The 24,815-nt window shown below is 74.1% G+C and carries 18 protein-coding genes and 1 riboswitch; of the genes, 8 read left to right on the forward strand and 10 right to left on the reverse strand.

Features of this window, described 5'->3' with window-relative positions; genetic code table 11:
• Positions 1 to 107 precede the first annotated feature (107 nt).
• A complete protein-coding gene (locus CIK06_RS01885) occupies positions 108 to 1,685 on the reverse strand; it encodes a C40 family peptidase (RefSeq protein WP_095563348.1) in 1,578 nt (525 codons plus the stop codon).
• 245 nt (positions 1,686 to 1,930) lie between these two features.
• On the opposite strand from CIK06_RS01885, the gene CIK06_RS01890 reads away from it, so the two are divergent.
• The 3 genes from CIK06_RS01890 (at position 1,931) to CIK06_RS01900 (ending at position 3,539) form a co-directional block, all read left to right on the forward strand.
• Positions 1,931 to 2,644: a hypothetical protein gene (locus tag CIK06_RS01890; RefSeq protein WP_095563349.1), complete on the forward strand. Its 714-nt coding sequence runs from the start codon at positions 1,931 to 1,933 to the stop codon at positions 2,642 to 2,644.
• A gap of 114 nt (positions 2,645 to 2,758) precedes the next feature.
• The gene (locus CIK06_RS01895) at positions 2,759 to 3,187 is read left to right on the forward strand and encodes a hypothetical protein (RefSeq protein WP_095563350.1); all 429 of its coding nucleotides are present in this window, start codon (positions 2,759 to 2,761) and stop codon (positions 3,185 to 3,187) included.
• Positions 3,188 to 3,203: 16 nt separating this feature from the next.
• A complete protein-coding gene (locus CIK06_RS01900) occupies positions 3,204 to 3,539 on the forward strand; it encodes a DUF4229 domain-containing protein (RefSeq protein ID WP_095563351.1) in 336 nt (111 codons plus the stop codon).
• 19 nt (positions 3,540 to 3,558) lie between these two features.
• On the opposite strand, the gene CIK06_RS01905 is transcribed toward CIK06_RS01900, so the two are convergent.
• A complete protein-coding gene (locus CIK06_RS01905) occupies positions 3,559 to 4,839 on the reverse strand; it encodes a C39 family peptidase (protein ID WP_232533962.1) in 1,281 nt (426 codons plus the stop codon).
• 237 nt (positions 4,840 to 5,076) lie between these two features.
• Positions 5,077 to 5,226, forward strand: a riboswitch (cobalamin riboswitch).
• Positions 5,227 to 5,312: 86 nt separating this feature from the next.
• Between CIK06_RS01905 and CIK06_RS01910 the strand changes: the two genes are divergently transcribed.
• From CIK06_RS01910 to CIK06_RS01920, 3 genes are all read left to right on the forward strand, one after another.
• Positions 5,313 to 6,245: an ABC transporter substrate-binding protein gene (locus CIK06_RS01910; protein ID WP_095563353.1), complete on the forward strand. Its 933-nt coding sequence runs from the start codon at positions 5,313 to 5,315 to the stop codon at positions 6,243 to 6,245.
• 154 nt (positions 6,246 to 6,399) lie between these two features.
• Entirely contained in the window at positions 6,400 to 7,464 is a 1,065-nt protein-coding gene (locus tag CIK06_RS01915; RefSeq protein WP_095567492.1) for an iron ABC transporter permease, read from the forward strand.
• Positions 7,461 to 8,336, forward strand: a complete 876-nt coding sequence (locus CIK06_RS01920) for an ABC transporter ATP-binding protein (protein ID WP_095563354.1) — start codon at positions 7,461 to 7,463, stop codon at positions 8,334 to 8,336. The genes CIK06_RS01915 and CIK06_RS01920 overlap by 4 nt, the downstream gene beginning before the upstream one ends.
• Positions 8,337 to 8,418: 82 nt before the next feature.
• Here the strand turns inward: CIK06_RS01920 and CIK06_RS01925 are convergent, their stop codons facing one another.
• From CIK06_RS01925 to CIK06_RS01950, 6 genes are all read right to left on the reverse strand, one after another.
• A complete protein-coding gene (locus CIK06_RS01925; RefSeq protein WP_198348258.1) occupies positions 8,419 to 10,395 on the reverse strand; it encodes an AAA family ATPase in 1,977 nt (658 codons plus the stop codon).
• Positions 10,396 to 10,597: 202 nt separating this feature from the next.
• Positions 10,598 to 10,810: a hypothetical protein gene (locus CIK06_RS01930; protein WP_095563356.1), complete on the reverse strand. Its 213-nt coding sequence runs from the start codon at positions 10,808 to 10,810 to the stop codon at positions 10,598 to 10,600.
• A 70-nt stretch (positions 10,811 to 10,880) separates the two neighbouring features.
• A complete protein-coding gene (locus CIK06_RS01935; RefSeq protein WP_095567493.1) occupies positions 10,881 to 12,188 on the reverse strand; it encodes a TIGR02679 domain-containing protein in 1,308 nt (435 codons plus the stop codon).
• Complete coding sequence (locus CIK06_RS01940) at positions 12,181 to 16,302, reverse strand: TIGR02680 family protein (protein ID WP_095563357.1); 4,122 nt, start codon at positions 16,300 to 16,302, stop codon at positions 12,181 to 12,183. The genes CIK06_RS01935 and CIK06_RS01940 overlap by 8 nt, the downstream gene beginning before the upstream one ends.
• 47 nt (positions 16,303 to 16,349) lie before the next feature.
• Positions 16,350 to 17,825 carry a TIGR02678 family protein gene (locus CIK06_RS01945; protein ID WP_232533963.1) on the reverse strand — a complete coding sequence of 492 codons (1,476 nt, stop codon included), beginning with the start codon at positions 17,823 to 17,825 and terminating at the stop codon, positions 16,350 to 16,352.
• On the reverse strand, positions 17,822 to 19,483 hold the full coding sequence (locus CIK06_RS01950; RefSeq protein WP_095563358.1) for a TIGR02677 family protein: 1,662 nt from the start codon (positions 19,481 to 19,483) through the stop codon (positions 17,822 to 17,824). The genes CIK06_RS01945 and CIK06_RS01950 overlap by 4 nt, the downstream gene beginning before the upstream one ends.
• A 201-nt stretch (positions 19,484 to 19,684) precedes the next feature.
• Between CIK06_RS01950 and CIK06_RS30485 the strand changes: the two genes are divergently transcribed.
• Positions 19,685 to 21,277 carry an HNH endonuclease signature motif containing protein gene (locus tag CIK06_RS30485; RefSeq protein WP_232533964.1) on the forward strand — a complete coding sequence of 531 codons (1,593 nt, stop codon included), beginning with the start codon at positions 19,685 to 19,687 and terminating at the stop codon, positions 21,275 to 21,277.
• Between the two features lie 322 nt (positions 21,278 to 21,599).
• A complete protein-coding gene (locus tag CIK06_RS01960; protein ID WP_369916082.1) occupies positions 21,600 to 22,448 on the forward strand; it encodes a menaquinone biosynthetic enzyme MqnA/MqnD family protein in 849 nt (282 codons plus the stop codon).
• Between the two features lie 248 nt (positions 22,449 to 22,696).
• On the opposite strand, the gene CIK06_RS01965 is transcribed toward CIK06_RS01960, so the two are convergent.
• Together CIK06_RS01965 and CIK06_RS01970 are read right to left on the reverse strand one after the other, a co-directional pair.
• Entirely contained in the window at positions 22,697 to 23,635 is a 939-nt protein-coding gene (locus CIK06_RS01965) for a hypothetical protein (protein WP_095563361.1), read from the reverse strand.
• A complete protein-coding gene (locus CIK06_RS01970) occupies positions 23,635 to 24,588 on the reverse strand; it encodes a serine hydrolase (RefSeq protein WP_095563362.1) in 954 nt (317 codons plus the stop codon). Before CIK06_RS01970 ends, CIK06_RS01965 begins: the two co-directional genes overlap by 1 nt.
• Positions 24,589 to 24,815 lie beyond the last annotated feature (227 nt).

Genomic DNA, 24,815 nt, shown 5'->3' on the forward strand with positions numbered 1-24,815 from the left:
TGCCACACCGGGCATCCGCCCGCATCCGCCGCCGGGAGCTGGCGGCGGTCCAGCTTTCGGGCGTCGGGTCCGCCGAAACAGTACCGGCGACCGTCCGACGGTTCTGGTCAGCTCCCGGACGGGCTGGCCGTGACGCTGGCCGAGCCGCTCGGTGCGGCGCTGCTCGGCCGGGCCGACTCGGTGCTGGGGGCGGGGGTGGGCGACGGCTGCGGGGAACCCGAGCCGCCGCTGGGCGACGGTTCGCCCGGCGCCGACTCGTTCGGCGAGGGCGTGGTGGTGGGCGAGTCGCTGGGGCTGGGCGAGCCGCTGGGCGACGGTGAACCGGTCGGCGACGGTGAACCGGTGGGCGACGGCGAGCCGCTGGGCGACGGTGAACCGGTGGGCGACGGCGAAGCGGTCGGGCTCGGCGTCGGCTGGCCGGTCGGGCTCGGCGTCGGGCTCGGCGACGGCGTGCTCGCCGGCGGGGTCGGGTTGGTCTCGGGACCGGGGACGGCCCCGAAGACCCGCGTCGCGGCGTAGAACCGGGACCACCAGACGGTGGAGATCTTGACGACGTCTCCGCTGTTGGGCGCGTGCACCATCTTGCCGTTGCCGATGTACATGGCCACGTGGTGCACGGTGCGCCAGTCGCGGTTGTCCGAGGCGAAGAAGATCAGGTCACCCGGGAGCATCGAGGACCGGTCGACGCTGTGGTTACGGGTGGCGAAGTACTGGTCCCGGGAGACCCGCGGCAGCGTGTACTCGACGGACCGGTACGCCGCCCACATCAGGCCGGAACAGTCGAACTTGTCCGGCCCCTCGGCCGCCCAGAGGTACGGGTCGCCGAGCTGGGCCAGCGCGTAGCGCACCGCCCCCAGCGCCCGCGGGTCGGCGGCCATCCCCTCGGCCGTCCCGTCGGTGTACGCCGCACCGAGCTGCTGCTCGGCCGCCTCCTGGGCGCGTTCGATCGCCGCGGCCTGTTCCGCGTTCTGCTTGGTGAGGTCGACAAGCGCCGCCTCGCGCTGCTGGTACGTCGCCTGGGCGGCATCGAACGCGGCGGTGGCACCGCCGGCCCGGGTGTCCGCGTCGGCGTACGCCGCCTGGGCCGCCTCCAGGGCCTTGCGGGCCCGGATGACGCCGCCCTCGGTGCCGGTGAGGTTGGACTTGGAGCGGTGTCCCTCCTGGAGCTGGCTGAGCGAGCCGAGGCTGTGCAGGTCGGAGCCGAACGCTCCGGGCGGCAGCGCGGCGGCCTCCTTGAGGGCGTCGCCCGCGGCCCGCTCGGCGGCGGTCCCGGCCTGGTTGACGGCGGCGGTGGCGGCGGTCAACTGGGCCTGCGCCGCGGTCCGGGTGGCCGCGGTGGTGTCCCTGTCCTGCTGCAACTGGAGCAGTTGGTCGCCGAGGGCGGCCACCTCGTTCTGCAGGCTGAGCAACTGGGCGGCCAGCGGGCCGGTCAGCACGGCGGAGTTGTTCGTGGGGCTGCTGGGCGTGCCGGTCGGCACCGAGCCGGGCAGCGTCAGCGAGCCGCTGTACTGCGGCCGGCTGCCGATGTCCGGGACGGCCGGCGGCAGCGCCGGGTCCGCGTACGCCGGTGCGGCAAAGGCGACGGCGGCGGCCATGCCCAGCACCGCGGACCACAGGGCCGGCCGGAGCACCGGGGAGATGATCTCGCGTAACCGAACCTGTCGATGCCGTCCGATCCTGGTCATCCCACTCCCCGATTGTCCGCCGCACCGTTCGCGACGTGTCTGCCGGTGTTGCCGCGGCGCCGCGCGCCGCGTCCGGACCGATCCTCCGATCCGTACTTTGTCTTACCTGAATATGTCGCCGATGTCACCGGGCCGTCGGGTAACGACATACTGAGAATGTTCCGTCTTGATCCCGACCGGCCGGGGACGCCGGTCCCGGCCCGCGTACGCTCGGTGCCGGATCGTCGCAGGTGAAGGGGTGCAGGATGGACGCCGGGCGCAGGCACGAGGTCGAGCAGAAGGTGTACGCCGGGCAGCGGCTTGACCGCACGGACGGGATCGACCTGTACGGCTGCGCGGACCTGGTCTGGCTCGGCCGGCTCGCCCACCACCGGCGGGCCGACCCGGAGCGGACCGGGTTCCGGCTGGATCCGCGCTTCGCCGCCGGGGGGATTGCGGAGTTCGGCCCGCTGGCCGGGCGCAGCTACGGCCGGGATCTCGACCCCGGCGCCTGGGTCGATGAGCTGCTGAGGCTGCGGGACCGGCAGGACGCCTCCGGCGGCTGCGTTACCTTTGTGCCGGTACGCGCCGGCAGTGGCGAGGAGGAACGGCCGGCGCCGGTGTCGGCGCTGCGGCTGCTGGCCGTGTCCCGGCTCGTGCTGGACAACGTGCCGCACCTCGGGGTGCTGCTGCCGGCCGAGGGGCCGTCGCTGGCCCAGTTGGCGCTCAACTTCGGCGTCGACGAGCTGCTGGCCGGGCCGGACGCCAGCACCGACGGCGACGCGCACGCCGAGCCTGGCGCCGGTGCGGACGCGGGTGCGGGTGCGGGTGCGGAGCTTCGGGACGATCTGGTCACGCTGATCGGCGAGGCGGGCTTCCGGCCGGTGGAACTCGACGGCGAGCACCGGGTGGTGCGCGAGTACGACGCCCCGCCGACGTTGGCGCAGCGGCGGTCGGAACCGCAGCGTGTCTGGTCGTAGCGTCGTGTCCGCACGCGTCGTCGCCGCGTGTGCCGCCGCCGTACGTGCTTCCGCCGCACGTGCCGGCCGGCCGCGGGCGGGACGTGCCGGCGTCCTGCGTACCCTCGGTGGGTCATGAGCGAGCGAATCGAAGGCGCCGGTTTCCCGGAGCGTGACGGCGACGGCCGCATCACCCGGCTGTCCCACCTGCTCGGGATCGGCCTGGCCGGCGTGGTGGTCGGGGTGCTCGCGCTGGTGGTCTTCGACTGGGGGTTCGCGACGATCGGCGCGGGCCGGTTCGGGCACGCGAACGGGTGGCTGGCGGCGGTGCTGCCGGCCTGGCTGTACCTGGACGACTTCCGGGCCTGGGACCGCGGCGTGGCCCGGGTGGTGGCGGCGCTGTTCGCCGCCGCGCTGGGGATCCTCGCCGGCCTGCTGGCCGCGGCCGCGGTCGCCGGGCTGCCCGCGCTCTGGTCCGGCGGTCTCGCCGCGGCGGTGTTCGCGATCGTGTACGCGCTGATCTGGTTTGTCGGCGTCCGGTGGCTGCGCCGCCGGACGGGCTGAGGAGAAGGTGACGAGGATGTCCCCCGCGGTGAAGTACACCCTGGGTCGGATCGGGCTGTTCGTGGTGGTGCTGGCGGCGCTGCTGCCGGTGCACCTGAACGTGTTCATCAAGCTGATGCTCGCGCTGGCCTTCTCCGCCGCCCTTTCCTTCTTCTTCCTGCGTTCCTGGCGGGACTCGATGGCCCAGCAGTTGTCCGACGCCGCGCAGCGGCGGCAGAGCGAGAAGGACCGGCTGCGCGCCGCGCTCGCGGGCGAGGACGACGAGGACGAGGAGCCCGCGCCGGCGGAGGGCGGGCCGGGCACCGTTGACCGGCCCGCTGCTCCGGACGCCGAGGGCCGGGGCGGCGGCTGAGCCGCCGCCCCGCCACGGCCTACCAGTTGGTCGAGCCCGCCACCCGTGGCCAGGGCTTCCACCACGGCTTGATCAGGTACGCGATGCCGCCCGAGCCGCCCGCCACCGAGCCGTCCGCGCGGTACCGCTTGGTGCGCAGCCAGATCTGCTCGAACTGGGCGCGGGAGTAGACGTTCCGGACCACCTCGTCCGAGGATGAGGCGGGGTCGTTCACCACCACGTCGCCGGTCTCGGTGAAGCCGACCACCACGAACAGGTGCCCGGCGGTGCCGTAGTTCGCCCCGTCCAACTCGCTGGACAGGAACGACTGGCTGGTCACCACCGGGATGCCGGCGGCGATGAACCGCTCCACCTCGTCCAGCGAGTGCAGCCGGGTCACCCGGGCGTCCAGGCCGGGGTACGAGGCGGCGTACGCGGTGTTGAACGGCCAGTTGCCGGCGCCCTCGTACTGGTAGTCGTAGGTGCCCCGGGCCGCGTGGTCCACGCTCGGGTCGGCGTAGTCCGGATCCACCCAGGCGAGGTCCTCGGCGGAGGGCTGCCGGCCCCAGTACTCCACCACCATCTCCGTGGAGGTGGGCGAGCACCACGCCTCGCCGCCGCCGTCGTACTCGGGGTATTCGCCCTTGTGGATGTTCTGCGAGTAGCGCGGCACGGACAGTTCCCGGCCCCACGCGATGTGGCCGGCGCTGGCCGGCACGGTGAACCGGTCCGGCACGTTCGAGGTCATGGCGCCGAGCATCCAGACCCGGGGGGACCGCCACTGGCCGGGCGCGCGGTAGAGGGTCAACCGCATCTGGTACGCCGACAGCAGCACCCCGGCCGACGCGTCGTCGATCGAGAAGGTGTCGGTCCAGATCGTCGAGTACGGGTCGCCCTGCCCGTCGACGCTGGTCCGGCGGATGTCGCCGTCGCCGGAGGCCCAGCGTCCCATGACGTACCACGGGGTCTGCTCGCCGGTGTTGTAGGTGCCCTGCATCTCCACCTGGATCCAGGTGCCCGCCGGGGTTTCGGCGTTCCAGGAGGCGACGAGTTCGGTGGCGTCGAAGCCGATCCGCCGGACCGGTGCGGTCCAGGTGGCGTACTCCCAGCTCCGGGTGGTCCCGGTGTGCGGATCGGGGTAGTCGGTCGTCCCCGCCGGGCGCAGCAGGGTGATGCCGGTGCGCACGCCGGGGATGGCGACGGTGCCCTGGTGGCTGCCGCCGCGCCAGTCGGAATAGCTGGTCCAGTCCTGGTACGTGATCTGTTCATCGTGCTCGACCGCAGCGCCACCCGCCAGTGCGGGGGTGGCGCTGCTGATCAAGGCGAGGCTGACAAAACCGGCGACAGTGGCCGCACGCAGGCATCGGGCCATTGGCACACGCTCCGCGGGTCGCAGGGTCGGGGGATGTTCCGGTCACTATCCCGCTCGGAGAGAACTTTCGCCAGATCTAAGCTGATGGAAAATTCTTGCCAAGCCACCGCGGGGCGGGCGGTCGATCTTCCGCGATTCCGGCGCTGCCCGCGGACAAAGGCCGCGGGTCGCCCGGAAACGCGAAGATCAACATGGTCGTGGGCAGGTGCGCTACCGTCTTAGCGATCGGACCGCAGCGAAGCCGGTGGGAAACCGGCGCTGTCCCGCAACTGTGATGCCCCTCCGCGCTGCGCGCTGGACGGGACGAGCCAGGTCGCCTGCGGAACGGTCGCGAACCAGCGCTCTCGAGGAAGGGCGCCTCGCGGACGGGACGACTGGCACCTGTCGGCGAAGCACCGGCTCCTCGACCGACAGGAGGAACCATGCTCAGACGTACCCCCGCACTCGTCGCGGTGCTCGCGGCCGCGACGCTGGCCGTGACCGGCTGCGGCGGCGGAAATGACACCCCGGCGGCGCCCGCCAGCGCCTCCGACGCCGCCTACCCGGTGAGCGTCGGCACGGTGACCCTGACCGAACAGCCGACGAAGATCGTGTCGCTCTCGCCCACCGCCACCGAGATGCTCTTCGCCATCGGGGCCGGCTCGCAGGTCGCCGCCGTCGACGACCAGTCGAACTACCCGCCCGAGGCGCCCAAGACCGACCTGTCCGGATACCAGCCGAACGCCGAGGCGATCGCCGGCAGCAGCCCCGACCTGGTGGTGCTGGCGAACGACACCAACAAGATCGTCGACCAGCTCACCAAGCTGAAGGTGCCGGTCTACGTGGCGCCCGCGGCCAAGACGCTCGACGACACGTACCAGCAGATCTCCGACCTCGGCCGGCTCACCGGACACGCCGACCAGGCCACCGCGCTGAACGGCCAGATGAAGAACGACATCGACAAGCTGATCACCGACCTGCCCCGACCGGCCGGCAAGAAGCTGCGCTACTACTACGAACTGGACCCGAACTACTACACCGTCACCGACCAGACCTTCGTCGGCGCGCTCTTCGGCGAACTGGGCCTGACCAGCATCGCCAACTCCGCCGACAAGGACGGATCGGCCGGCGGATACCCCCAGCTTTCGCCCGAGGTCGTGATCGACGCCGGGCCGGACTTCGTGTTCCTGGCCGACGTCAACTGCTGCCAGCAGACCCCGGAGAAGGTCAGCGAGCGGGCCGGCTGGGGCGGGATCCCCGCCGTCACCCAGCACCGGGTCGTCGCGCTGGACGACGACATCGCCTCGCGCTGGGGTCCGCGTACCGTCGACCTGGTCCGGACGGTCGCCGACGCGGTCGCCGCGGCGTCGAACTGACCGGGCCGGTTCCGACGTGGCCGACCTGAGCACCTCCGGGGCGTACCCAACCGAGCGGGGCGGCCCGGCGGCGCAGCCGGCCCAGCGCGCCGAGCCGGTCGAGCGGGCCGACCCGCCGGTTGACCCGCCGGCCGGCCAGCCGGCGGACGCCGCCGTGTCCGAGCCGCGGCCGGTCCAGCCGGCCCGGCTGCGGGCCTGGACCGTGCTGATCGGCATCGCCGCGGTGCTCGTGGCGCTGGTCGCCGGGCTGGCGCTCGGGCCGGTCCGGCTGCCGCCGCTCGGCGTGGCCCGGGAACTGCTCGACCTGCTTCCCGGGGTACGCCTGAACAGCGGGCTCAGCGTCCAGCAGGCCGCCATCGTCACCGAACTGCGGCTGCCCCGGGTGGTGCTCGGGCTGCTGGTCGGGGCGATGCTCGCGCTGGCGGGCGGGACGTACCAGGGGGTGTACCGCAACCCGCTGGCCGACCCGTACCTGCTCGGCGTCGCCGCCGGGGCGGGCCTGGCGGTGACCGCGGTGGTCGCCTTCCGGTCCACCTCGGGGGACGTGACGGTCGGCCTGCCGCTCACCGTGCCGGTCGCCGCCTTCGTCGGCGCGCTGGGCGCCGTGCTGCTGACCTACCTGGTCGGTACGTCGGGGGGCCGGGGCCGGTCACCGGCCACGCTGATCCTGGCCGGCGTCGCGGTCTCGGCGTTCCTCACGGCCGGGCAGACCTACCTGTTGCAGCGGCACGCCGAGACCATCCGGGAGGTCTACTCCTGGCTCGGCGGCCGGCTCAGCACCGCCGGCTGGCACGACGTGCTGCTGATGCTGCCGTACACGGTGCTCACCATGGCCGTCGTGCTGTTGCACCGGCGCGAGCTGGACATCCTCTCGGTGGGCGACGAGGAGGCGCTCGGGCTCGGACTGCACCCGCAGCGGTCCCGGTACGTGCTGGTCGCCGCGGCCTCGCTCGGGACCGCCGCCGCGGTCTCCGTCTCGGGCCTGATCGGCTTCGTGGGGATCGTCGTGCCGCACGCCGTCCGGCTGATCTTCGGGGCGAGCTACCGGGTGATCCTGCCGCTGTCGATGCTGTTCGGCGCGGCCTTCCTGGCGCTCACCGACGTGGCCGCCCGGACCCTCGCGGCCCCGACCGAGATCCCGATCAGCGTGCTCACGGCCCTGGTCGGAGCCCCGTTCTTCATCGTCGTGCTACGCACCAGCCGCGGAGTCACCGGATGATCGCGCCCGACCCGGAGCCCGCCCGCGGAGGGATCCAACCTGACCGCCCGGAGCGGGCGGGCTCCCGCCCCGCCACACCGCGCCCGCGGCCGGCCGGGTCGGCGGCGGCGATCGAGGTGGTGGACCTGCGGGTCAGCCTGGACCGCGTCCCCATCCTGTCCGGAGTGGACCTGCGGGTCGCGGCCGGGGAGTGGGTCACGGTGATCGGGCCGAACGGCGCCGGCAAGTCGACCCTGCTGCGCGCCGTCGGCGGCCTGCTGCCATCGACCGGCTCCATCTCGCTGCTGGGTACGCCGAGCGCGACGCTGCGCCGCCGGACCCGCGCCCGGATCATGGCCGTCGTGCCGCAGAACCCGGTGGTGCCGCCCGGGATGGCCGTGTTCGACTACGTCCTGCTGGGCCGTACCCCGTACATCCCGCCGCTGGGCCGCGAGTCGGCGGCCGACGTGGCGGTGGTGCGCGACGTACTGGACCGGTTGGACCTGGCGCGTTTCGCGCACCGGGCGCTGGCCACCCTCTCCGGCGGGGAACGCCAGCGGGTCTTCCTGGCCCGCGCCCTGGCGCAGGGTGCCACGCTGCTGCTGCTGGACGAGCCGACCAGCGCGCTGGACATCGGCCACCAGCAGGAGGTGCTGGAGCTGGTCGACCGGTTGCGCCGGGAGAACGGGCTCACCGTGCTGGCCACCATGCACGACCTCTCGGTGGCCGGCGAGTACGCCGACCGGCTGGTCCTGCTCGCCGGCGGCCGGGTGGCCGCCCAGGGACTTCCGGCGGAGGTGCTGACCGAGGAGCTGCTGACCCGGCACTACAGGGCGCGGGTGCGGATCGTTCCGGGCGAGCACGGCCCGCTGGTGGTCCCCGTCCGCCGCTGACCCCGAGCACGAGTGGATCGTGGATCCCTACTGCCCGCCAGGGGGCAGTGGACATCCACGATCGACGTCGTCGGCCGGGCCGTCAGCGCAGCGGCGCCGGCAGCGGGTCGGTGTGCAGCACGGTCAGCCGGGACACCGCGCGGGTGAGCACCACGTACAGCCGGTGCAGCCCGCGCGGCTCGGCGGCCACGATCTCGGCCGGCTCCACGACCACGACGTGGTCGTACTCCAGGCCCTTCACCATGCCGGCCGGCACCACCGTGACCCGTTCGGGCGCCTCCACCTCGTCGACGGTGGAGGTGGCGACGCCCGCGTCGTGCAGCAGCCGGCGCAGTTCCTCGCCCCGGTCGTCCACGGCGATGACCCCGACCGAGCCCTCGTGCGCCAGCGCCGCCCGCACCTCGGCCACCGTCGCGGCCACCAGGTCGGGCGTGGCCCGGACCGCCAGGGCACCGTCCCGGCGCAGCGACCGGGCCTCCGGTACGTCCACGGCGAGCGCCGGCAGCAGCCGGTTCGCGAACGCCACCACGGCGGCCGGCACCCGGAAGCCGACGGTCAGCGGTACGACAGTGGTGGCCGGCTTCCCGAGGTGGGCCAGGAGGCTCGGCCAGTCCGTCGCCGCCCACGGCGCGGTGCCCTGGGCCAGGTCCCCGAGCAGGGTGATCGAGGCGTGTTCGCTGCGCCGGGCGATGGCCCGGCACTGCATCGGGGAGAGGTCCTGCGCCTCGTCGACCACCACGTGCCCGAAGCTGGGCAGCCGCTCGATCAGCCCGGCCGCCTCGTCGATGAGCACCGCGTCCGCCGCCGACCAGCGGGTCGCCTTCGCCGTACGGGCAGGCCGCCGCCAGCGCAGCCGGTCCCGCTCGTCGTCGTCCAGCAGCCCGTCCGCCGCCGCCGCGAGGGCCGCCGGGTCCGCCAGTAGTTCGAAGACCAGGCCCTCCGGGGTGACCGCCGGCCAGACCGCGTCGAGGAATCCGGTGACCGGCTGGGACCGGCCCATCCGGCGCAGCCAGGCGTCGCTCGGTGACTCGGCGCGGCGGGCCTCGGCCTGGCGTTGCAGCAGGCTCACCACGCGGGCGCGGACCCGCTCGCGGCCGACGCCGTACGGCAGTCCCTCCCGGCGCGCCTCGTCGACGACCCGGCGCAGTACCTCCGGACCGAGCCGCCACCGGTACGACCCGTCGGAGACCGTGATCGGCTCCTCCGGCCTGCGGATCCGGCCGTGCAGGGCGCGCCGGAGCAGGTCGGCCATCCGTGCGTCGTGCTTCACGGCGGCCACCGCCGGGTCGTCCCCGCCGCGGATCGGCACCCGGGCGACCAGGTCCTCGACGCACGCCTGCGCCACCTCGACCTCGCCGAGCGCCGGCAGCACCCCGGCGATGTACGCGAGGAAGGCCCGGTTGGGTCCCACGACGAGTACGCCGGAGCGGCGCAGCCGTTCCCGGTGCTGGTAGAGCAGGAAGGCGGCCCGGTGCAGGCCGACCGCGGTCTTCCCGGTGCCCGGTGCGCCCTGCACGCAGACCGAGACGTCCAGGTCGGCCCGGACCAGTTCGTCCTGCTCGGGCTGGATGGTGGCGACGATGTCGCGCATCGGCCCGACGCGGGGGCGTTCGATCTCGGCGGTCAGGATCCGGCTGGCGGTGCCGAGTTCCTCGCCGCGGTCCAGGTGTTCGTCCTCGAACGAGGTGATCTCGCCGTACTGGAAGCCGAACCGCCGGCGGACGGCGACGCCCTGCGGGTCCTTCACGCTGGCCCGGTAGAACGACCGGGAGATCGGCGCCCGCCAGTCCAGCACCAGGGGTTCGCCGAGGTCGTCGGTGACGTGCCGGCGCCCGATGTGGTAGCTGTGCCCGGCATGCTCGGCATCGGCGGCGCCGAAGTCCAACCGGCCGAAGAAGAGCGGCGTGTCCGGCTGGTCGGCCAGTTCGACCACCCGGCGGGCCATGTGCCGACCCAACTGCTCCGCGGTGTACGCGTCGCCGGCCACCTTGTCGCCGGTCGCGTACAACTCCTCGGCGCGCTGGCGCATCCGGCGCAACGCGGCGCGGGAGACGCCCATGTGCTCGCGTTCCGCGGTCAGTTCGGTGTCCAGGTCGGCTGCGGGCACGATGACTCCTGTCGTGGTGATCAGAGCCTGCTCGCTCGCGTTTCCGGGGCGGATTGCCGGCACCCGGCGCGGGGACGTCCGCTACGGTGCCTGCTCACCGCGGCCGTCAAGCGGCCAACCAGATTACCCGCAGGGTGTCCGGCGCTCCACCGAATTACGGCCCGCTCCGGCGTACACGCCCGGCCGTCGCCCTGGTCCGGCCGCCCTGGGGTCCCAGCATCTGCTCCATCACCGTGACCGCCGAGCCTGAAAGCACCAGCAGCAGCCGTTGGTTCCGGATGTGGTTCTCCCACACCGCCGACACCGTGTCGGCGAAGTCCGTGTGCCCGCCGGTGAGCCGGGGCGCTTCGTCCAGAACCACCAGCATGGGTTCGGTGCGGGCCAGCCCGGCTACGAATCGGAGCGCGGCTTCCCAGCTCGGTGGTATGTCCTGAGAATTACCTGCCGGGTGGGGCGAGGTCGTCGAGCAGCAGCGGAAGCAGGCGCTCCTCCATCACGGCCCGGCCCGTGTCGAGCATCGCCGACCGCAGCGCCGGATCCCACGGCGTCGGAGCCGGGCTGCCGGCCAGCGCGACGCCGGCACCATCGGCCAGCGCGCCACCGGCACCGCCACCGGCCGCGTGGTCGGCGTAGTCGGCGGCGGACATCCGCCACGGCACGGCGGTCGGGTAGCGGGCCAGCGCCGCGGCGGTCACCCGTACCCCGGTCCAGTCGAAGTCGTTGCGCCACCGGATCACCGCGCCGGGCGGCGCCGCCCGCAGCAGCGCGTGCACGGCGGCCGACGGTACGCCCTCGGTGCAGATCAGCGGCCGGGAGCCGCGGGCCGCGGCGGCGCGCAGCACGGCCGGGTTCTCGCAGACGAAGATCTCGGTGCGGTCGAGGATGAGCGGCGCGAGCCGGGTCTGGTGCAGGGTGACCCGGAACGGCACGCCGGCCGCGGCGGCACCGGTCAGCCAGCCGCCGAGCAGCCCGCCGGTGGCCGGCAGGTTGAGCACCAGCGCCTGGCTGGCCAGGTCGTCGGGGACCAGCCCGGCCAGTTCCCACAGCGCCCGTTCCCGCTCGGCGCCGCTCGGGGTGGGGACCGCGTGCCAGGCCGCGAGGGCGCGCAGGACCAGACCCCGCAGCGGGCCGTCGGCAAGCGCCTTCGTGTCGCCGAGCAGCCGTTCGGCGAAGGCCGGCAGCGGTTCGTCGGCGGCCGGCAGGGCGTCCAGGACCGCGACGACCCGACCGAAGTCGAGGCCGGTGCGCACCACCCGGGTCAGCGTGCCGTCCCGGCGCAGGCCGTCGAGCCAGTCGGCGTACCAGGCGGCGTCGCTGTGCCGGGAGGCGGCGGCGCGGGACAGCACCGCGTCCCGGTCGACGGCCGCCCGGCGGCGCTCCGCCGGTCGGTCCCGGATCGCGCCGAGCAGGTCCGCGAGACCCAGTCCGTACGCCGCCCGCAGGTGCTCGTCGAGGTCGGCCAGCCGTACGGTCAGCCGGGTGGTCCCGGCCGGCCGGTGCACGCCGGTGATGCCGATCACCGTCAGCCGTTCGGCCTCGGACGGTGCGGCAAGCGAGACCGTCCCGGCCAGGCTGCCGCCGGTGCGCTCCAGGCTGCGCCGCGCGGCGGCCAGCAGCCGCCGCCAGCCGGCGTCGGCGGGCGGGCCGGCTGCCGGCCCAGCTGCCGGCCCAGCTGCCGGCCCGGCCGGCGGCCCGGGTCGGGGATCGCCCGGGTCCGCGGCCCCGGACAGACCCGGATCAGCCATCGAGGCCGGCGCCACTCGGGTCGGCGCCGTCCAACCCGGCGCCGTCCAGGCCAGCGCCGTCCAGGCCGGCGCCGGCCGGGACCCGGTCCGCCGGGACCGGAGCCCGGCGGGTCTCCGGCGAGCCCAGCGACCGGGCCAGCGTGCCGTCGAAGTCGGCGACGTTCATCGCACCGTCCCAGACCAGCAGCACCGCGGAGACGGTGTGGTCGGGCGCCGAATGCGACAGGTCGTAGTGGGCCGCGCCGGTCACCGCCGGATGCGTGGCCCACAGGTCGTACCCGGTCATGAACAGGTCGAGATCGAACTGCTTCGCCAGCGACATCAGCTCGCCCCGGCCGGTCTCGTCCACCCCGGCGAACGCCTCGTCCAGACCCAGCAGCCGGGGCGCGTCCGGGCGGGCCGAGTCGAACAGCGCGTTGGCCGCGGCGAACAGCGGCAGGTGCAGCGAGACGGACTGCTCCCCGCCGGAGAGCTGGCTGTGCCGCGCCCGGGTCAGCGGCTCCGCCGTACCGCCCGGCCGGTGCAGCGTGAACGCGAACACCCGCCACTGCCGGTAGTCGAGCACCTCGGCGAGCAGTTCCCGGTACGGCTTCTCCGGCGCCACCGACCGGGCCGCCTTGATCCGGCTCGCGAAGTGCCCCCGCATCCCGGTCAACTGCGCCGGACCGAGCCGGGCGGGATCGCGTTCGAGCAGCTTGCAGACGTCCCGCTGGTCCGGGTCGAGGTCGTCGGAGAGCCGCCACCCGACGCCGACGGTCAGCCCGGAGGACATCCGGCGCCGGCGCATCTGCGCGTCCATGCCGGCGACCAGGTCACGCGCCTCGATGGTGCGGCGGTGGATCTGCCCGGCGAGCTGGCCGAGCAGGGCGTCCTCGAAGACCCGCTGCTCGGCGTCGGTGAGCAACTGCTCCTGGTCCCGGCGTTCGGCGGCGATCCGCTGCGCGAACCGGGCGACCGGCGTGGGGCCCTGCTCGTCCACCACCCGGACCACGATGACCCCGTCGTCGGTGTCCCACTCCGGCCGATGATCGAGGCCGGTGGCCGGCAGTTGGGCCTGGAGTTCCGCGAGCGCCGTGGTGAGCCGGGTGGCGCTCTGCTTGAGCGACGTCTCGGTCGGGCTCAACTCCCGGGTGGCGCCCAGCACCGCCTCGTGCAGCGCGACGACGGCCGGATCGAGCTCGTCGCCCGGCGACTCCAGCTCCGGCCAGCGCAACCGGGTCGGGCAGCGGATCAGGCCCAGCAGGTCCGGCTGCGCGTACGGCCGCAGCCGGAGGGCGTCCTGGCGGGCCTCCCGCAGCGCGTCCGCCACGGCCCGCTCACCGAGTTCCACCCGGGCCAGCGCGGCGGCGCCCTCCCTTGCCGCGTCGGTGTACCGGTCGCGGGCCGCCGCCAGCCCGGCCTCGGCCGCGGTGATCTCGGCGTCGGTCCGGGCGACGTCGGCGAGGACCTGCTCGGTCTCGGCGCCGATGGCGCCGCGCAGGGTCCGCAGCTCCTCGGCCTTCTCCGCGTGCCGCCGGGTGGCCTCCCGGGCGGCGGCCTCGGCGGTGTCCAGCCGCTGCGCCGCCTCGGCGAGCCGGTCGGCGGCCGCGGCGGCAACCTCGGCGGCGGTGTCCGCGGCCGAGTGCGCGGCCTCGATGCGTACGCCGACCCGCTCGAACCGGTCGACGGCCTCGGCGGTCGGATCGAGCCGGTCCACGGGCAGTGCCCGGTCGGCCACCAGCCGGCGCAGCGCGGCGTCGGCGCTCGCCCGCTCCGCCACCGCGGCGTCCAGCCGGCCGGCCGCGGCGATCGCCGCCTCCTGCCGCACCCGCAGCGCCGCGGCGGCCCGGTCGTGCTCGCGCCGCGCCTGCTGGATCTCGGTCAACGCCGGCAACGCCCCGGCGGCCTGCTCCGCCTCGGCCAGCACGGCCAGCACCGCCGCCCGCTCGTCGGCGATCCGGGCCAGCCCGGCGTCCGCCTCGGCGAGCCGGCGGTCGAACCCGGCCACCCGTTCCGCCCGGCGGACGGCCCGGGCGGTGGCGCCGATGTACTCGCAGCGGTCCTTGCCGAGCCGTCCGGTGCCGACCCCGAGCGTCCAGCGTCCCGTCCGGTCGACCCCGGAGCCGGCCGAAAGATCGTCGAGCGCGATCGACGCCAGCACGGCCCGGACCCGATCGGCCGGCACCGCCGACCGCTCCTCGGGAACCAGCACGTCGGCCAGGGACGCGCCCGCGACCGGATCGGTCGTCCGCAGGTAGCCGTCCTGCTCGCCGGCGGCCACCGCGGCGGCCGTCTCGGCCTCGCCCGGGTACAGCCAGGCGTCGAGCAGGCCGGCGGCGTGCAGCGCCGCCTCGATGGCGGCGGCCTCCCGCTCCGGCACCGCGTCGGCGAACCGGACCAGGCGCCACAGCGGGCCGCCTGCCCGGCCGTCCCGGGACGCCGGCCGGGTCGGTGCGGGGGCCGGGTCGTCGTCCCGTTCGGCGGCCACCCGGTCGCGTTCGGCCGCGAGTTCCGCCCGCCGCGCGGCGTCCGCGTCGTACCGGGCGGCGAGGGCGGCCGCGGTGTCCCGGCGCGCGGTCAACGGCGCGGCGACCGCCTCGGCGTACGCCTCGCGCAGCGACGGCGCGTCGACGGCCGCGGCGAGTTCCTCGACCAGCCCGGGACGGTCCAGCCCGGCCAGCAGCGACGCGTACCGCCGGCCCCAGTCCCGGACCGCGGCGGCGGCCCGCTCCCGGGCGACCTGTACCACCGTGCCGGCCTGTTCCTCGGCGGCGGTGGCCTCCTCGACCTGCGTCCGCGCCGTCCGGTCGGCCCCGGCGGCGCTCTCGTGGTCGCGCTGCGCCTGCGTGAGCCGGTCCGCGCCGGCCCGGACCGCCCGCAGGTCGTCCCGGCGGGCCGTCGACCGGGCGACGATCCGGGCGGCCAGCCCGTCGGCGGCGGCGTCCGCGCCGCTCCAGGGGACACCACCGGTACGCGCGTCCGCCGCGATCTCCTCGGCCAACCGCGCGAGCTGCCCACGGGCGTCCCGGGCGGACTGCTCGGCACGCTCGGACTCGGCGCGGCGGCGCTCCAGCACGGACCGCTCGGCGGCCACCGCCGTACCGGACCGCTCCGCCGCCTCGGCGAGGTCATGGACGTGCCGCTCCAGGTCGGCGAGCTGCTCATGCGACCGGTAGGCCGCCGATCCCTTCAGCCGGTCCAGATGCGCCCGCAGCCGTCCGGGTTCGGACTCCGCGGCCCGCAGCTGCGCCTCGGCCCGTTCGGTCGCTCCGGCCGCCTCGGCGGCCCGCTCCCGGGCCGCCGCGAGTTCCCCGCTCCGGCCGTTCACCGCGGTACGCCGGGCGCTCAGCGCGTCGGCCGCCGCACGGGCATGGGTCCGCAGGTAGGTGGCGTAGACGTTGAGAAAGGCCGTGCTGGCGCCGTCCGCCGCGACCAGGCCCTCCAGGGTACGGGCGACCGCCTCCATGTCGTCGAACGAGCGGGCAGCCTCCACCACGAGATGGTCGTCCAGCGGCCGCAGCCCGCGCTGGAGCGTGCGGGACAGTTCGGCCGGGTTCAGGTCCTTCGCCAACTGCGGCTTGCGCAGCGTCAGCACCAGGTCGAGCAGTTGCTCGTACCGGGCCGGACCCAGGCCGAACAGCCGGGCGTCGACCAGCTGCCGGTACTCCTCCGCGGAGTCCCGCACCGCGTCCGGACCCAGCGCCGCGGCCAGGTCCTTACGCACGAGCGGCCGGTCGTCGGCGTCCAGCAGGGACAGCTCCACCCCGACCCGACCCTCGGCCACGAAGTGCCATCGGGTGACCCGGTCGTTGTGCCGGTGCGCGCGCAGGCCGATCCCGATCGTCACGTACGAGGATCCGTCGCCGAACTCCAGCCACACGTACCCGTGCGCGCTCTCCTGCCCCCGGTAGAGCAGGTTGGACTTCATCGTGCGGTCCTCGCCGGCGAACGGATTGAGCCGGCGCGGCTCGATCCGGCCGTCCAGCACGAACGGGAAGAGCACCTCCAGCGCCTTGGTCTTGCCGGAGCCGTTGGGCCCGCGAAGCACCAGCCAGCCGTCGACGAAGAGGAACTCCTCGTCCCGGTAGTCCCACAGGTTCACGATGCCGGCACGGGTCGGTCGGAAGCGGGCCATGGTTGTCCTCAGTAGGGGTCGGAGTCGTCCGGCGCGGATCGGACGGGTCAGAACAGGGTGCGCTGGCGCACCGTGGCGACGGTGCTGCGGTAGCGGCCCACCAGCGGTCGTACCAGCACACCGCCCGGCACCGGGGTGACCGCGCCGAACCGGGCGAGCAGGGCTACCGCCTCCGCCGCCAGCCGGTTCGGGTCGGCGTGCCAGGTCGCGCCGAAGGCGGACCCGTACCGTTGGAGAATCCCGGACACGGCCTCCCGCAGGAAGCTGTCGGTCACGAACGGATACCGGGCCGGCTCCGCGGTGCCGTTCCCGGCGTCGGTGCGGTTCCCGGCTTCGGTGCGGTTCCCGGCGTCGGTGCCGTTCCCGGTGCTGGCGCCGTTCCCGTTCCCGTTGCTGGTACCGTTCCCGGTGCTGGCGCCGTTGCCGGCGGGTCCGCCGGCTTGACTCGGGTCCGCGTCCGTGTCCGGTTCCCGCGGCTCGAACCGGTCGTCCAGCACCACCCGGCTCGCCGTCGGCAGGCCGGCGTCGATCTCGGCGACCAGCCGGTCGTGACGTTCGGTGCGCGCCGGTGCGGGCAGCCGCTTGACCCGCCGCCCGTCCGGGTCCAGCGCCCGGTCGGCCATCTCGACCGCCAGCAGCACGGCGGCCTGCGCCACCGAGCCGGCGCCGGGGAACCGCTCGGCCGACCAGCCGACCGTGTCCACCAGCAGCACCCCCTCGGCCCGCCGCTCGACCCGCAGGCCGGTCAACCGGTACAGGTCCGCCGGCAGCGCCGTACCGCGCAGATGGTTCGCCACCTCCGGCGCAACGTCCGAGTAGTAGAGCACCGGTTGTTCGGCGATGGCCCGCCGGGCGGCCTGGGCCGCGGCCCGCCGCTCGGCGTTCCCGCTGCTGTTGGCGTCACGCCGGAGCAATTCCGCCACGCCGCCGACGTGCTGGAGCACCCGCGGCGGGTGGAACAGGGCGAGCAGCGCGTCCCGGGCGATGTCGTAGAGCGCCTCACCCGAACCGGGATCGCTGGCCCAGGAGGAACTGGAGCCGTCCGCGACCCGGAGCACGCCGCGCTCCTCCAACCAGCCGACGGCGTCCACGAACGCCCGCCGGTCACCGCCGCTGTCCGGGTCCAGGCCCAGCCCGCCGATCCGGTTGGCGTCCGCCGAAACGGCGTCCGCCAGCTCGCTGACCGTGGTCTGGATGCCGGCCCGACCCAGGGCGGCCAGGCAGAGCGACAGGTACGCGTACCGCCGCCGGTCGAAGACCCGGCCGGTCCGGGAGGTGGCCGGGCGGCTCGGATCCAGCTGGTCGGCCGTGCGTACCAGCCGGGCGGCCGAGCCGTGCAGCTCCAGCCGGTAACCGAAGGCCTCGGCCAGGTCCTGCCGTAGCTGCGGGGCGAACCTGCGGACCCGACCCAGTGCCCGTTCGTCGGGCCAGGTGGCCGTGATCAGCGGGTGCCGGAGCACCAGCCGCACCGTCCGCTGGTAGTCGGACAGCTCCAACTCCGGTACGTCGACCGCGAACCTCATGCCGGCACCAGCTCACGACGCTGGGCCACGGTGTGCCGGGCCGGCGCCACGGTGAGCGCGTACCCGTCCAGGTGCAGCCACCCGCCGGCGGTGCGGACCGTGGTGAACCGGCCGGGGGCGGGCGACAGCGTCAGTCGTACCCCGAAGGCGGCCGCCACCAGCGGGGTGTCCGGCCGTCCGGGGGCGCGGGCCGCCAGCGCCACGTCCAGCAGCCGGCGGAGCACCGCGACCTGGGCGTCGTCCAGCGGCTCGGCCGGATCCGTGCCGGCGTCGGGGCTGAACTCCGCGCCGCTCTGGTCGGTACCGTCCTGGTCGGTGCCGGCCCGCGGCGCGCCGTCCGGGCCGATTGCGGCCGGCCCGGCCTCGGCCAGTCGGGCCGCGGCCTCGACGTGGCGGCGCTCCTCGGCGAGCTGGTGTTCCCGCAGCCGGTGCCGTTCCGAGGCGGACCGGTCGATCCGCGCCGGCCGCCCGTTACCCTGACCCGGCGTGCGGCCGAACTGGACCAGGGTGCGCGACAGCTCCACGGCCGGCGCGTCCCACCAGGACAGTCGAGTGGGTATCGCCTCCGGGTCGGGGTGGGCGACGCCGGCGTGCCGCGGCGCACCCAGCCCGAACACGGCGTCGAAGAGCGCGTGTGCCGCGTCGACCGAGCCGGCGGCGGTGAACCAGGCCGCCAGGTGCCGGAGCTGGGATTCCCGGCTCACGCCACCGCGCCGGGCCTCGGTGATCCGCCGCAGCAGCGCCAGCACGTCGCCGATCGCCGCCGTCGTGGCCCCGGCCAGCCGGTCGGCCTCGCTCGGCAGGTCGGCGCTCGGCGGCGCCAGCCACGACCGGAGGCCGGACCAGCGCCGTCGCCAGTCGTCAAGCCGTTCGACAGGGGTTCCGAAGACCCGCTCGTCGGCCTCGGCGGCGGCCTCCACCAACCGGTCCAGCCCGGTCGTCTCCACCTCGCGGACGGCTTCGCGCAGCCGCGGGGTGTACCGCTGCAACTCGTCGTAGAAGTCGCGCAGGTGGGACAGCAGGGCATCCTTGTGGGCGAGGAAGACCTCGGGGCGTACGTCGTGGGTGCGGCCCAGGTCGCCGAGCATGTGGTAGAAGCGGGCCGCCCGCTCGGCGATGTCCGCGAGCGCCCGGTCGAGCCGGCTGAGCTTGCGGTACACCTCCTCGGCGTCCCCGGCGGCGTTCGCGACGGCCAGCGCCTGGAGGTCGGCGAGCAGATCCGCGAAGACGAGTCGGGAAAGCGTGCTGTCGTTCAGGCTGGCGGACAGCACGCTCTCCACCGCACGGTGCGCCCGGTAGCCGGCCTCGGTGAACTGGTACACCGAGTGGCGGTTGCGGTACTCGGCGAGGCTGGTGGCGCGGGCGCCGTCCTGGCCGCGGTCGAGCACTCCCCAGTCGACCAGGGCGTCGAGCAGGCGGGGTAGTTCCAGGCCGGCGGGATCGGGGCAGTCCGGCTGGGTCTCCGCCAGGCCGGCGAGGGCGGCGGCCACCTCCGAGGTGTGCAGCACCAGGTGGTAGCTGTTGCGGGCCGACTCGATCGCCCGCAACAGCCACAGGTAGCCGATCCGGTTGTCGGCCGTGAGGTAGCTGAAGAGGCGTAGTCGATCGTCCAGGGCGAAGTCGTCGAGGCCGAACGATTGGACGCGGGGTTGGGGCACGAGCCGTCCTCCTTCGGCCCCACACCCTAGCGCCCAGCCTCAGCGCCGCCGGGCAACCCCCGCGGCCCGTCGCACCCGTACGTCGCGGAATCCGGGGCCAATTCCATGTCTTCCATGTCCCGGTGTTCGCCATCTGGAGGCGCTGGTGGATGCCGAATCTTGTGGTCGAAAGCGTCGTACGTCCGTTCTACGGTGAGGATCGTGATCGATGCGGCGGAGCGGGTGGTCGGGGCGGCGCGGGAGTGCGCTGCCCGGCCCGTCTGGTCGGCGTCCAACGCTGCGTTGATCGCGGCCCTGGAGGCCGTGCACCGGGCCGAGCGGCTGCTCACGGTGGCGAAACTGGCCGCCGTCCGCGAGATCGACGGTCGGGATCTGGGCCGGGCTCAGGGTGCCACGTCGACCGCCGGCTGGTTGCGCGACCGGCTTCGGATCTCGCCAACGACCGCTCGCCAGTTGGTGGCGGACGCGGCGTGGATGGACGCCGACGATGCGACAGACCATGCCGTGCGACCGGATCCGCCGGCCGACCCCGGCAGCGGTACGCCGGGGTGTGGTGTGGATGCGGCGGGGTGTGGTTCGACGGCCGCGGGGTGTGGTGCGGACGCCGCCGGCCCGGCGCTACGGGCGGCGCTGACCAGCGGCGACATAAGCCTGACGCAGGCCCGGATCATTGCCGGGGCGGTGACCGCCGCCCGCGCCGAGGCCGGTCCGCCGGTGGCGGACAAGGCCCTGCACGCCCTGCTGGGGCATGCCCGGGACCTTGCGCCAGCGGCGCTGCGGGTCTGCGCCGAGCGGATCCTCTGGCACGTGGCGCCCGAGGCCGCCGAAGAGGCCGACCGGCGCGCCCTGCGCCGGCAGGAGTCCCGGGCCGAGCAACGGCGCGATCTCACCCTGTCGATCGCCGCCGAGGGATGGCTGCGGCTGCGCGGTGTCCTCGACGCCGAGACCGGGGCGTTGCTGACCGCCGCGCTCGATCCGCTCGTCCGGCCGAACGGCCCCGGCGACGACCGCGGCCCCGGCCAGCGGCGGCACGATGCGCTGGCCGAGGTGCTCCACCTCGCCCTGCGCACCGGCGAACTGCCGGACAACGGCGGCGAACCTCCGCAACTGGTGATCACCACGAGTTTCGACGCGTTGACCGCGCGTCTCGGCTCCGGCACCGCGCATCGCTCCGGCACCACCGAGGGAGTCGACGCTCACGGCGCCGGCGCCTCCCAGGGAGTCGACGCTCACGGTTCCGGCACCACGCATGGCTCCGGCACCGCCGAGGGAGTCGACGCTCGTGGTTCCGGCACCACCCAGGGAGTCGACGCTCACGGTTCCGGTACTCATGGCCCCGGCGTCGCTCTCGGCGCCGGCCCCGGGTTCGGCGTCGGCACCCTTGATACCGGCCTGCGCTTGGGGCCGGATGCGCTGCGCCGGCTGGCCTGCGACGCGGCGATCCTGCCGGCCGTGCTCGGCGGCCGCGGTCAGGTGCTGGACGTGGGCCGGCAGCGGCGGCTCTTCACCGGCCCACTGCGCCGCGCCCTCGTGCTGCGGGATCGCGGTTGCGCCTTTCCGAACTGCGACCGGCCGCCGCGCTGGTGCGCCGGTCATCACATCCGGCCCTGGACGGACGGCGGCGGGACCAGTCTGCACAATGCCGTACTGCTGTGCGGATACCACCACCGGGTCATCCATCGCGGCGAATGGATCGTCCGGCTGGCCCGGGACGGCCACCCCGAGTTCATCCCGCCGTACTGGCTGGATCCCGACCGTACGCCCCGGCGTAACCGTTACCACCTGCGCTGCTGAACCGGCCCGGGCACCAGACAGCCGCCCGAGCGATTTCCGCCCGACCCGACCGCGCCCCGGACCATGCGTGCGCCGACCGCGATCCCACCCCGCCCAGACCCCGACCGCGAAACCGACCGCGGCCCCACCGCGCCCAGACCCCGACTCCACCGTGCCTGCGCCGACCGCGCCCGCGACCCGGACCGGGCCTGCCCGCCGACCACGTCGCGACCCCGACACCGACCGCGCCAGGGCCGGGGACAAGGCCCTGGCCGGGTGTGAGCCGCCGCCCAACCCGGCGGCCCGCCGGGCAGCAGTCCAGATGGCGGGATACGGTCGGTTCGTGACCGAGCTGCGCCGACCCCGGGTGGGGCACATCCAGTTTCTCAACTGCCTGCCGATCTACTGGGGGCTGGTGCGGTCCGGCGCGTTGCTGGACGTGGACCTGTACAAGGACACACCCGATCACCTGAACGACCGTCTCGTGGCCGGCGGGCTGGACATCGGCCCGATCTCGCTGCTGGAGTACCTGCGGCACGCCGATGAGCTGCTCCTGCTGCCGGACCTCGCGGTGGGCAGCGACGGGCCGGTGCTGTCGGTCAACATCGTGTCCACCCGGCCGCCGGCCGAGCTGGACGGCGCCAGGGTCGCCCTCGGCTCCACCTCGCGGACCGGCGTGCTGCTCGCCCAGATGCTGCTCGGGGAGCGGTACGGCGCTCGACCCGAGTATTTCCGCTGCCCGCCCGAGCTGAGCCAGATGCTGCTGGAGGCGGACGCCGGCGTGCTGATCGGCGACGTGGCGCTGCGCGCCCTGTACGAGGCCCCCGCCCGTGGCCTGACCGTCACCGACCTGGGGCAGGCGTGGCGGGACTGGACCGGGCTGCCGATGGTGTTCGCGGTCTGGGCGGTACGTCGGGATTTTGCCGCCGCACACCCGGGCCAGGTCAAGGAGGTGCACGAGGCGTTCCTGCGCTCCCGGGACCTGTGCCTCGCGGCCCTGGACGAGGTGGCGACCGCGGCGGCCCGCTGGGAGCCGTTCGACGCGGCCACCCTGGCCAACTACTTCCGTGCCCTCGATTTTTCCCTCGGCGGCCGGCAGGTGGACGGACTGCGGGAGTTCGCCCGGCGAGCCGCGGCGCTCGGCGCGGCCCCGGCGCTGCCGGCCGACGGCCCGGCCTTCTTCCAGGTCTGACCGCGGGCCGCGGGCCGATGGCCCGGCCGGCTTCCGGGGCCGAAACGCCAGCTTCCAGGTCTGACCGCCGCCGGCGTCCGGTCCGAACGCCCGGCCGGCGGCCCGGCCTTCGTCCAGGTCTGACCGCCGCCGGCGTCCGGGTCCGAACGCCCGGCCGGCGGCCCGGCCGTCGTCCAGGTCTGGGTCGGCGGCCGAGGGCGCGGCCGTGGCTCGAGTCCGACCGGTACGCCTGCTCCGCCCCGGTACGCCTACTTCGCGGCGGCGATCAGTTGCCGGCCGACGTTCTCGCAGATTTTGGCGCCGTACGAGTAGTCGAGGTTGATCGGGTAGCGGGCCATCACGCCCACGGTCCAGCCGTCGCCGATGGCCAGGCAGCTCACGTGGTACTCCTGGGTGGCCTGGCGGTCGACCCAGCCGTTCTTGATGGCGATGTCTTTCTGGTCGCTGGCCGGGAACGCCTTGCGGACCCCGAAGTCACCGGTGCCGCGGACGTGGCGCATCTCGTTCAGCAGGTAGTCCGTCCACTTGGGGCCGGCGGCCCGGCCGTCCGCGATGCAGGCGCCCAGCCGGGTGATGTCCCGCGGTGAGAGCCGGGTGTTGCTCCACAGGTTCTTGTAGCCGCTGCTGTCGGTGAGCTTGCAGATGTCGATCAGCCGGTCGATCGCCGGGGCTCCGCCGATCGCCAGCCAGAGGCTCTGCGCTGCCTCGTTGTCGCTGTCCCGGATCATGGTGCTGACCTGGGCCATCCGGGCGCTGCTGGGCGTCACGCCCTTCTCGGCCGAGCGGCGCAGGTAGTCCGCGGCGATCCACGATTTGATCATCGACGCGGTGGTGTTCGTCTCGCCGAGGTTCTTCGAACCGTAGATCTTTCCGGTCCGGGTGTCCTGCATCGCCCAGGACCACCAGCCGGTTGCGTTGATCTTGATGTCGGCCGGCGCGATGGGCAGCGGCGGAAGCTCGGGCGACGGGCTGGGGGAGGGCCGGTCGGATCGGCTCGCCGGCGCATCGGCGGCGGAGTCGGTACGGGCGGCGTGCCCCCACTGCGCCACCGATTTTGTGGCGAACGGCGAACCCGGAATGAACCGCAGCCCGGCCAGGACCGCGGCCAGCAACACCACCGAGAAGAGGACGAGACGCAGCGGTGTCCGATCACCGGGGCGTCGCCGGCTGCCGCGGTACTCGCCCATCAGGCCTTGGCCAGCGGTGTCGGAACCTGAAGCGCGGCACCCGGCTCAGGGGTCACCAACTGGCTGGTGACGCTGGCGCACACGCTGGCGCCGTACTGGAGACTGATCTTGCCGGAGTACCGCATCATCACCGCGAGCGACCACTTGTCGGTCACGGCGAGGCAGTTGAGGTGCCACTGGTAGTCGGCGAAGAGCATCGTCCAGCCGTTCTTGATGTGCACCGGGCCCTCGCTGGTGATCGACTTGGGCAGGCCGTCGACAATTCCCCAGTGCCCGCCACCGGTCTGCTCGTGCTGGTCCTTGGCGGCGGTGGTGCCGCGCACGTGTGCCATCTCGTTCAGCACCCACTCGGTCCACTTGGGGCCGGCGGCCTTACCGCTCGCGATGCAGTCTCCCATGCGTACGGCGTCCCGTGGCGACATCTGCGTGTATGCCCACTTGTGCCGGCTGGACGATTCCGCCTTGGTGTCCGTCAGGCCGCAGATGCTGATCAGGCGCTGGATCACCGGCAGGCGCCCGCCCGCGTTGTAGAGATTCTCCGCCGCGATGTTGTCGCTGTCCCGGATGGCCGTGCTGGCCTTCTTGAGCATCGACGCCGGCGGCTCCTTGTCGCCGAGTCGGCGCAGGTAGTCCGAGACCAGCCAAGCCTTGATCATCGACTCGGTGGAGTTGGTCGAGCTGATGTTGCTCGATCCGGAGATCTCGCCGCTGTCCCGGTCCATGATCGCCCAGGCGAGGAAGGAGCCCTTGTAGCCCGTCACCGAGACCGGCTGGTAGGCCAGGCTGGCCGGCTCCGGCGCGGTGGGTGTCGGGGGCTTCGGTGCCGATCCGGCCAGGCGGAGGCCGAGTGGGCCGTCGCCGCCGCTGAATCGGGCGTACGCCGCCGGCACGAGCATCACGCCACCGAGAAGGATGGCCACGATGGCGAGCACCATGATCACGCGAGGGCGCATGAGTGGTGAGACTCCGAAGGTAGGGCCCAGGGGGACTGGACGGGTTCCGCCGGTTCCACGGCCACCGGACGGTCGGGGGTGACCGAGCCGGAAGCGTTGGCGCGCACGGCGTTGTGGCGTGGGACCGCCGCAATTCTAGGCGTTCTCGCGCGCAACGCCAGAGTCCGACACCGCTGGGTTGCCGGCATCTCGCACAAATGCGGAGGAAGCAGCCCGTAAGTCGGCAG

This window comes from Plantactinospora sp. KBS50 (assembly GCF_002285795.1).
Taxonomy (GTDB): domain Bacteria; phylum Actinomycetota; class Actinomycetes; order Mycobacteriales; family Micromonosporaceae; genus KBS50.

Coding starts and splice junctions, on each gene's coding strand:
- CIK06_RS01935 (WP_095567493.1), bottom strand. CDS start 12,188: ATGGCTGATCCGGGTCTGTCCGGGGCCGCGGACCCGGGCGATCCCCGA.
- CIK06_RS01890 (WP_095563349.1), top strand. CDS start 1,931: ATGGACGCCGGGCGCAGGCACGAGGTCGAGCAGAAGGTGTACGCCGGG.
- CIK06_RS01885 (WP_095563348.1), bottom strand. CDS start 1,685: ATGACCAGGATCGGACGGCATCGACAGGTTCGGTTACGCGAGATCATC.
- CIK06_RS01940 (WP_095563357.1), bottom strand. CDS start 16,302: ATGGCCCGCTTCCGACCGACCCGTGCCGGCATCGTGAACCTGTGGGAC.
- CIK06_RS01900 (WP_095563351.1), top strand. CDS start 3,204: ATGTCCCCCGCGGTGAAGTACACCCTGGGTCGGATCGGGCTGTTCGTG.
- CIK06_RS01910 (WP_095563353.1), top strand. CDS start 5,313: ATGCTCAGACGTACCCCCGCACTCGTCGCGGTGCTCGCGGCCGCGACG.
- CIK06_RS01895 (WP_095563350.1), top strand. CDS start 2,759: ATGAGCGAGCGAATCGAAGGCGCCGGTTTCCCGGAGCGTGACGGCGAC.
- CIK06_RS01920 (WP_095563354.1), top strand. CDS start 7,461: ATGATCGCGCCCGACCCGGAGCCCGCCCGCGGAGGGATCCAACCTGAC.
- CIK06_RS01945 (WP_232533963.1), bottom strand. CDS start 17,825: ATGAGGTTCGCGGTCGACGTACCGGAGTTGGAGCTGTCCGACTACCAG.
- CIK06_RS01965 (WP_095563361.1), bottom strand. CDS start 23,635: ATGGGCGAGTACCGCGGCAGCCGGCGACGCCCCGGTGATCGGACACCG.
- CIK06_RS01925 (WP_198348258.1), bottom strand. CDS start 10,395: ATGGGCGTCTCCCGCGCCGCGTTGCGCCGGATGCGCCAGCGCGCCGAG.
- CIK06_RS01970 (WP_095563362.1), bottom strand. CDS start 24,588: ATGCGCCCTCGCGTGATCATGGTGCTCGCCATCGTGGCCATCCTTCTC.
- CIK06_RS01930 (WP_095563356.1), bottom strand. CDS start 10,810: ATGCTGGTGGTTCTGGACGAAGCGCCCCGGCTCACCGGCGGGCACACG.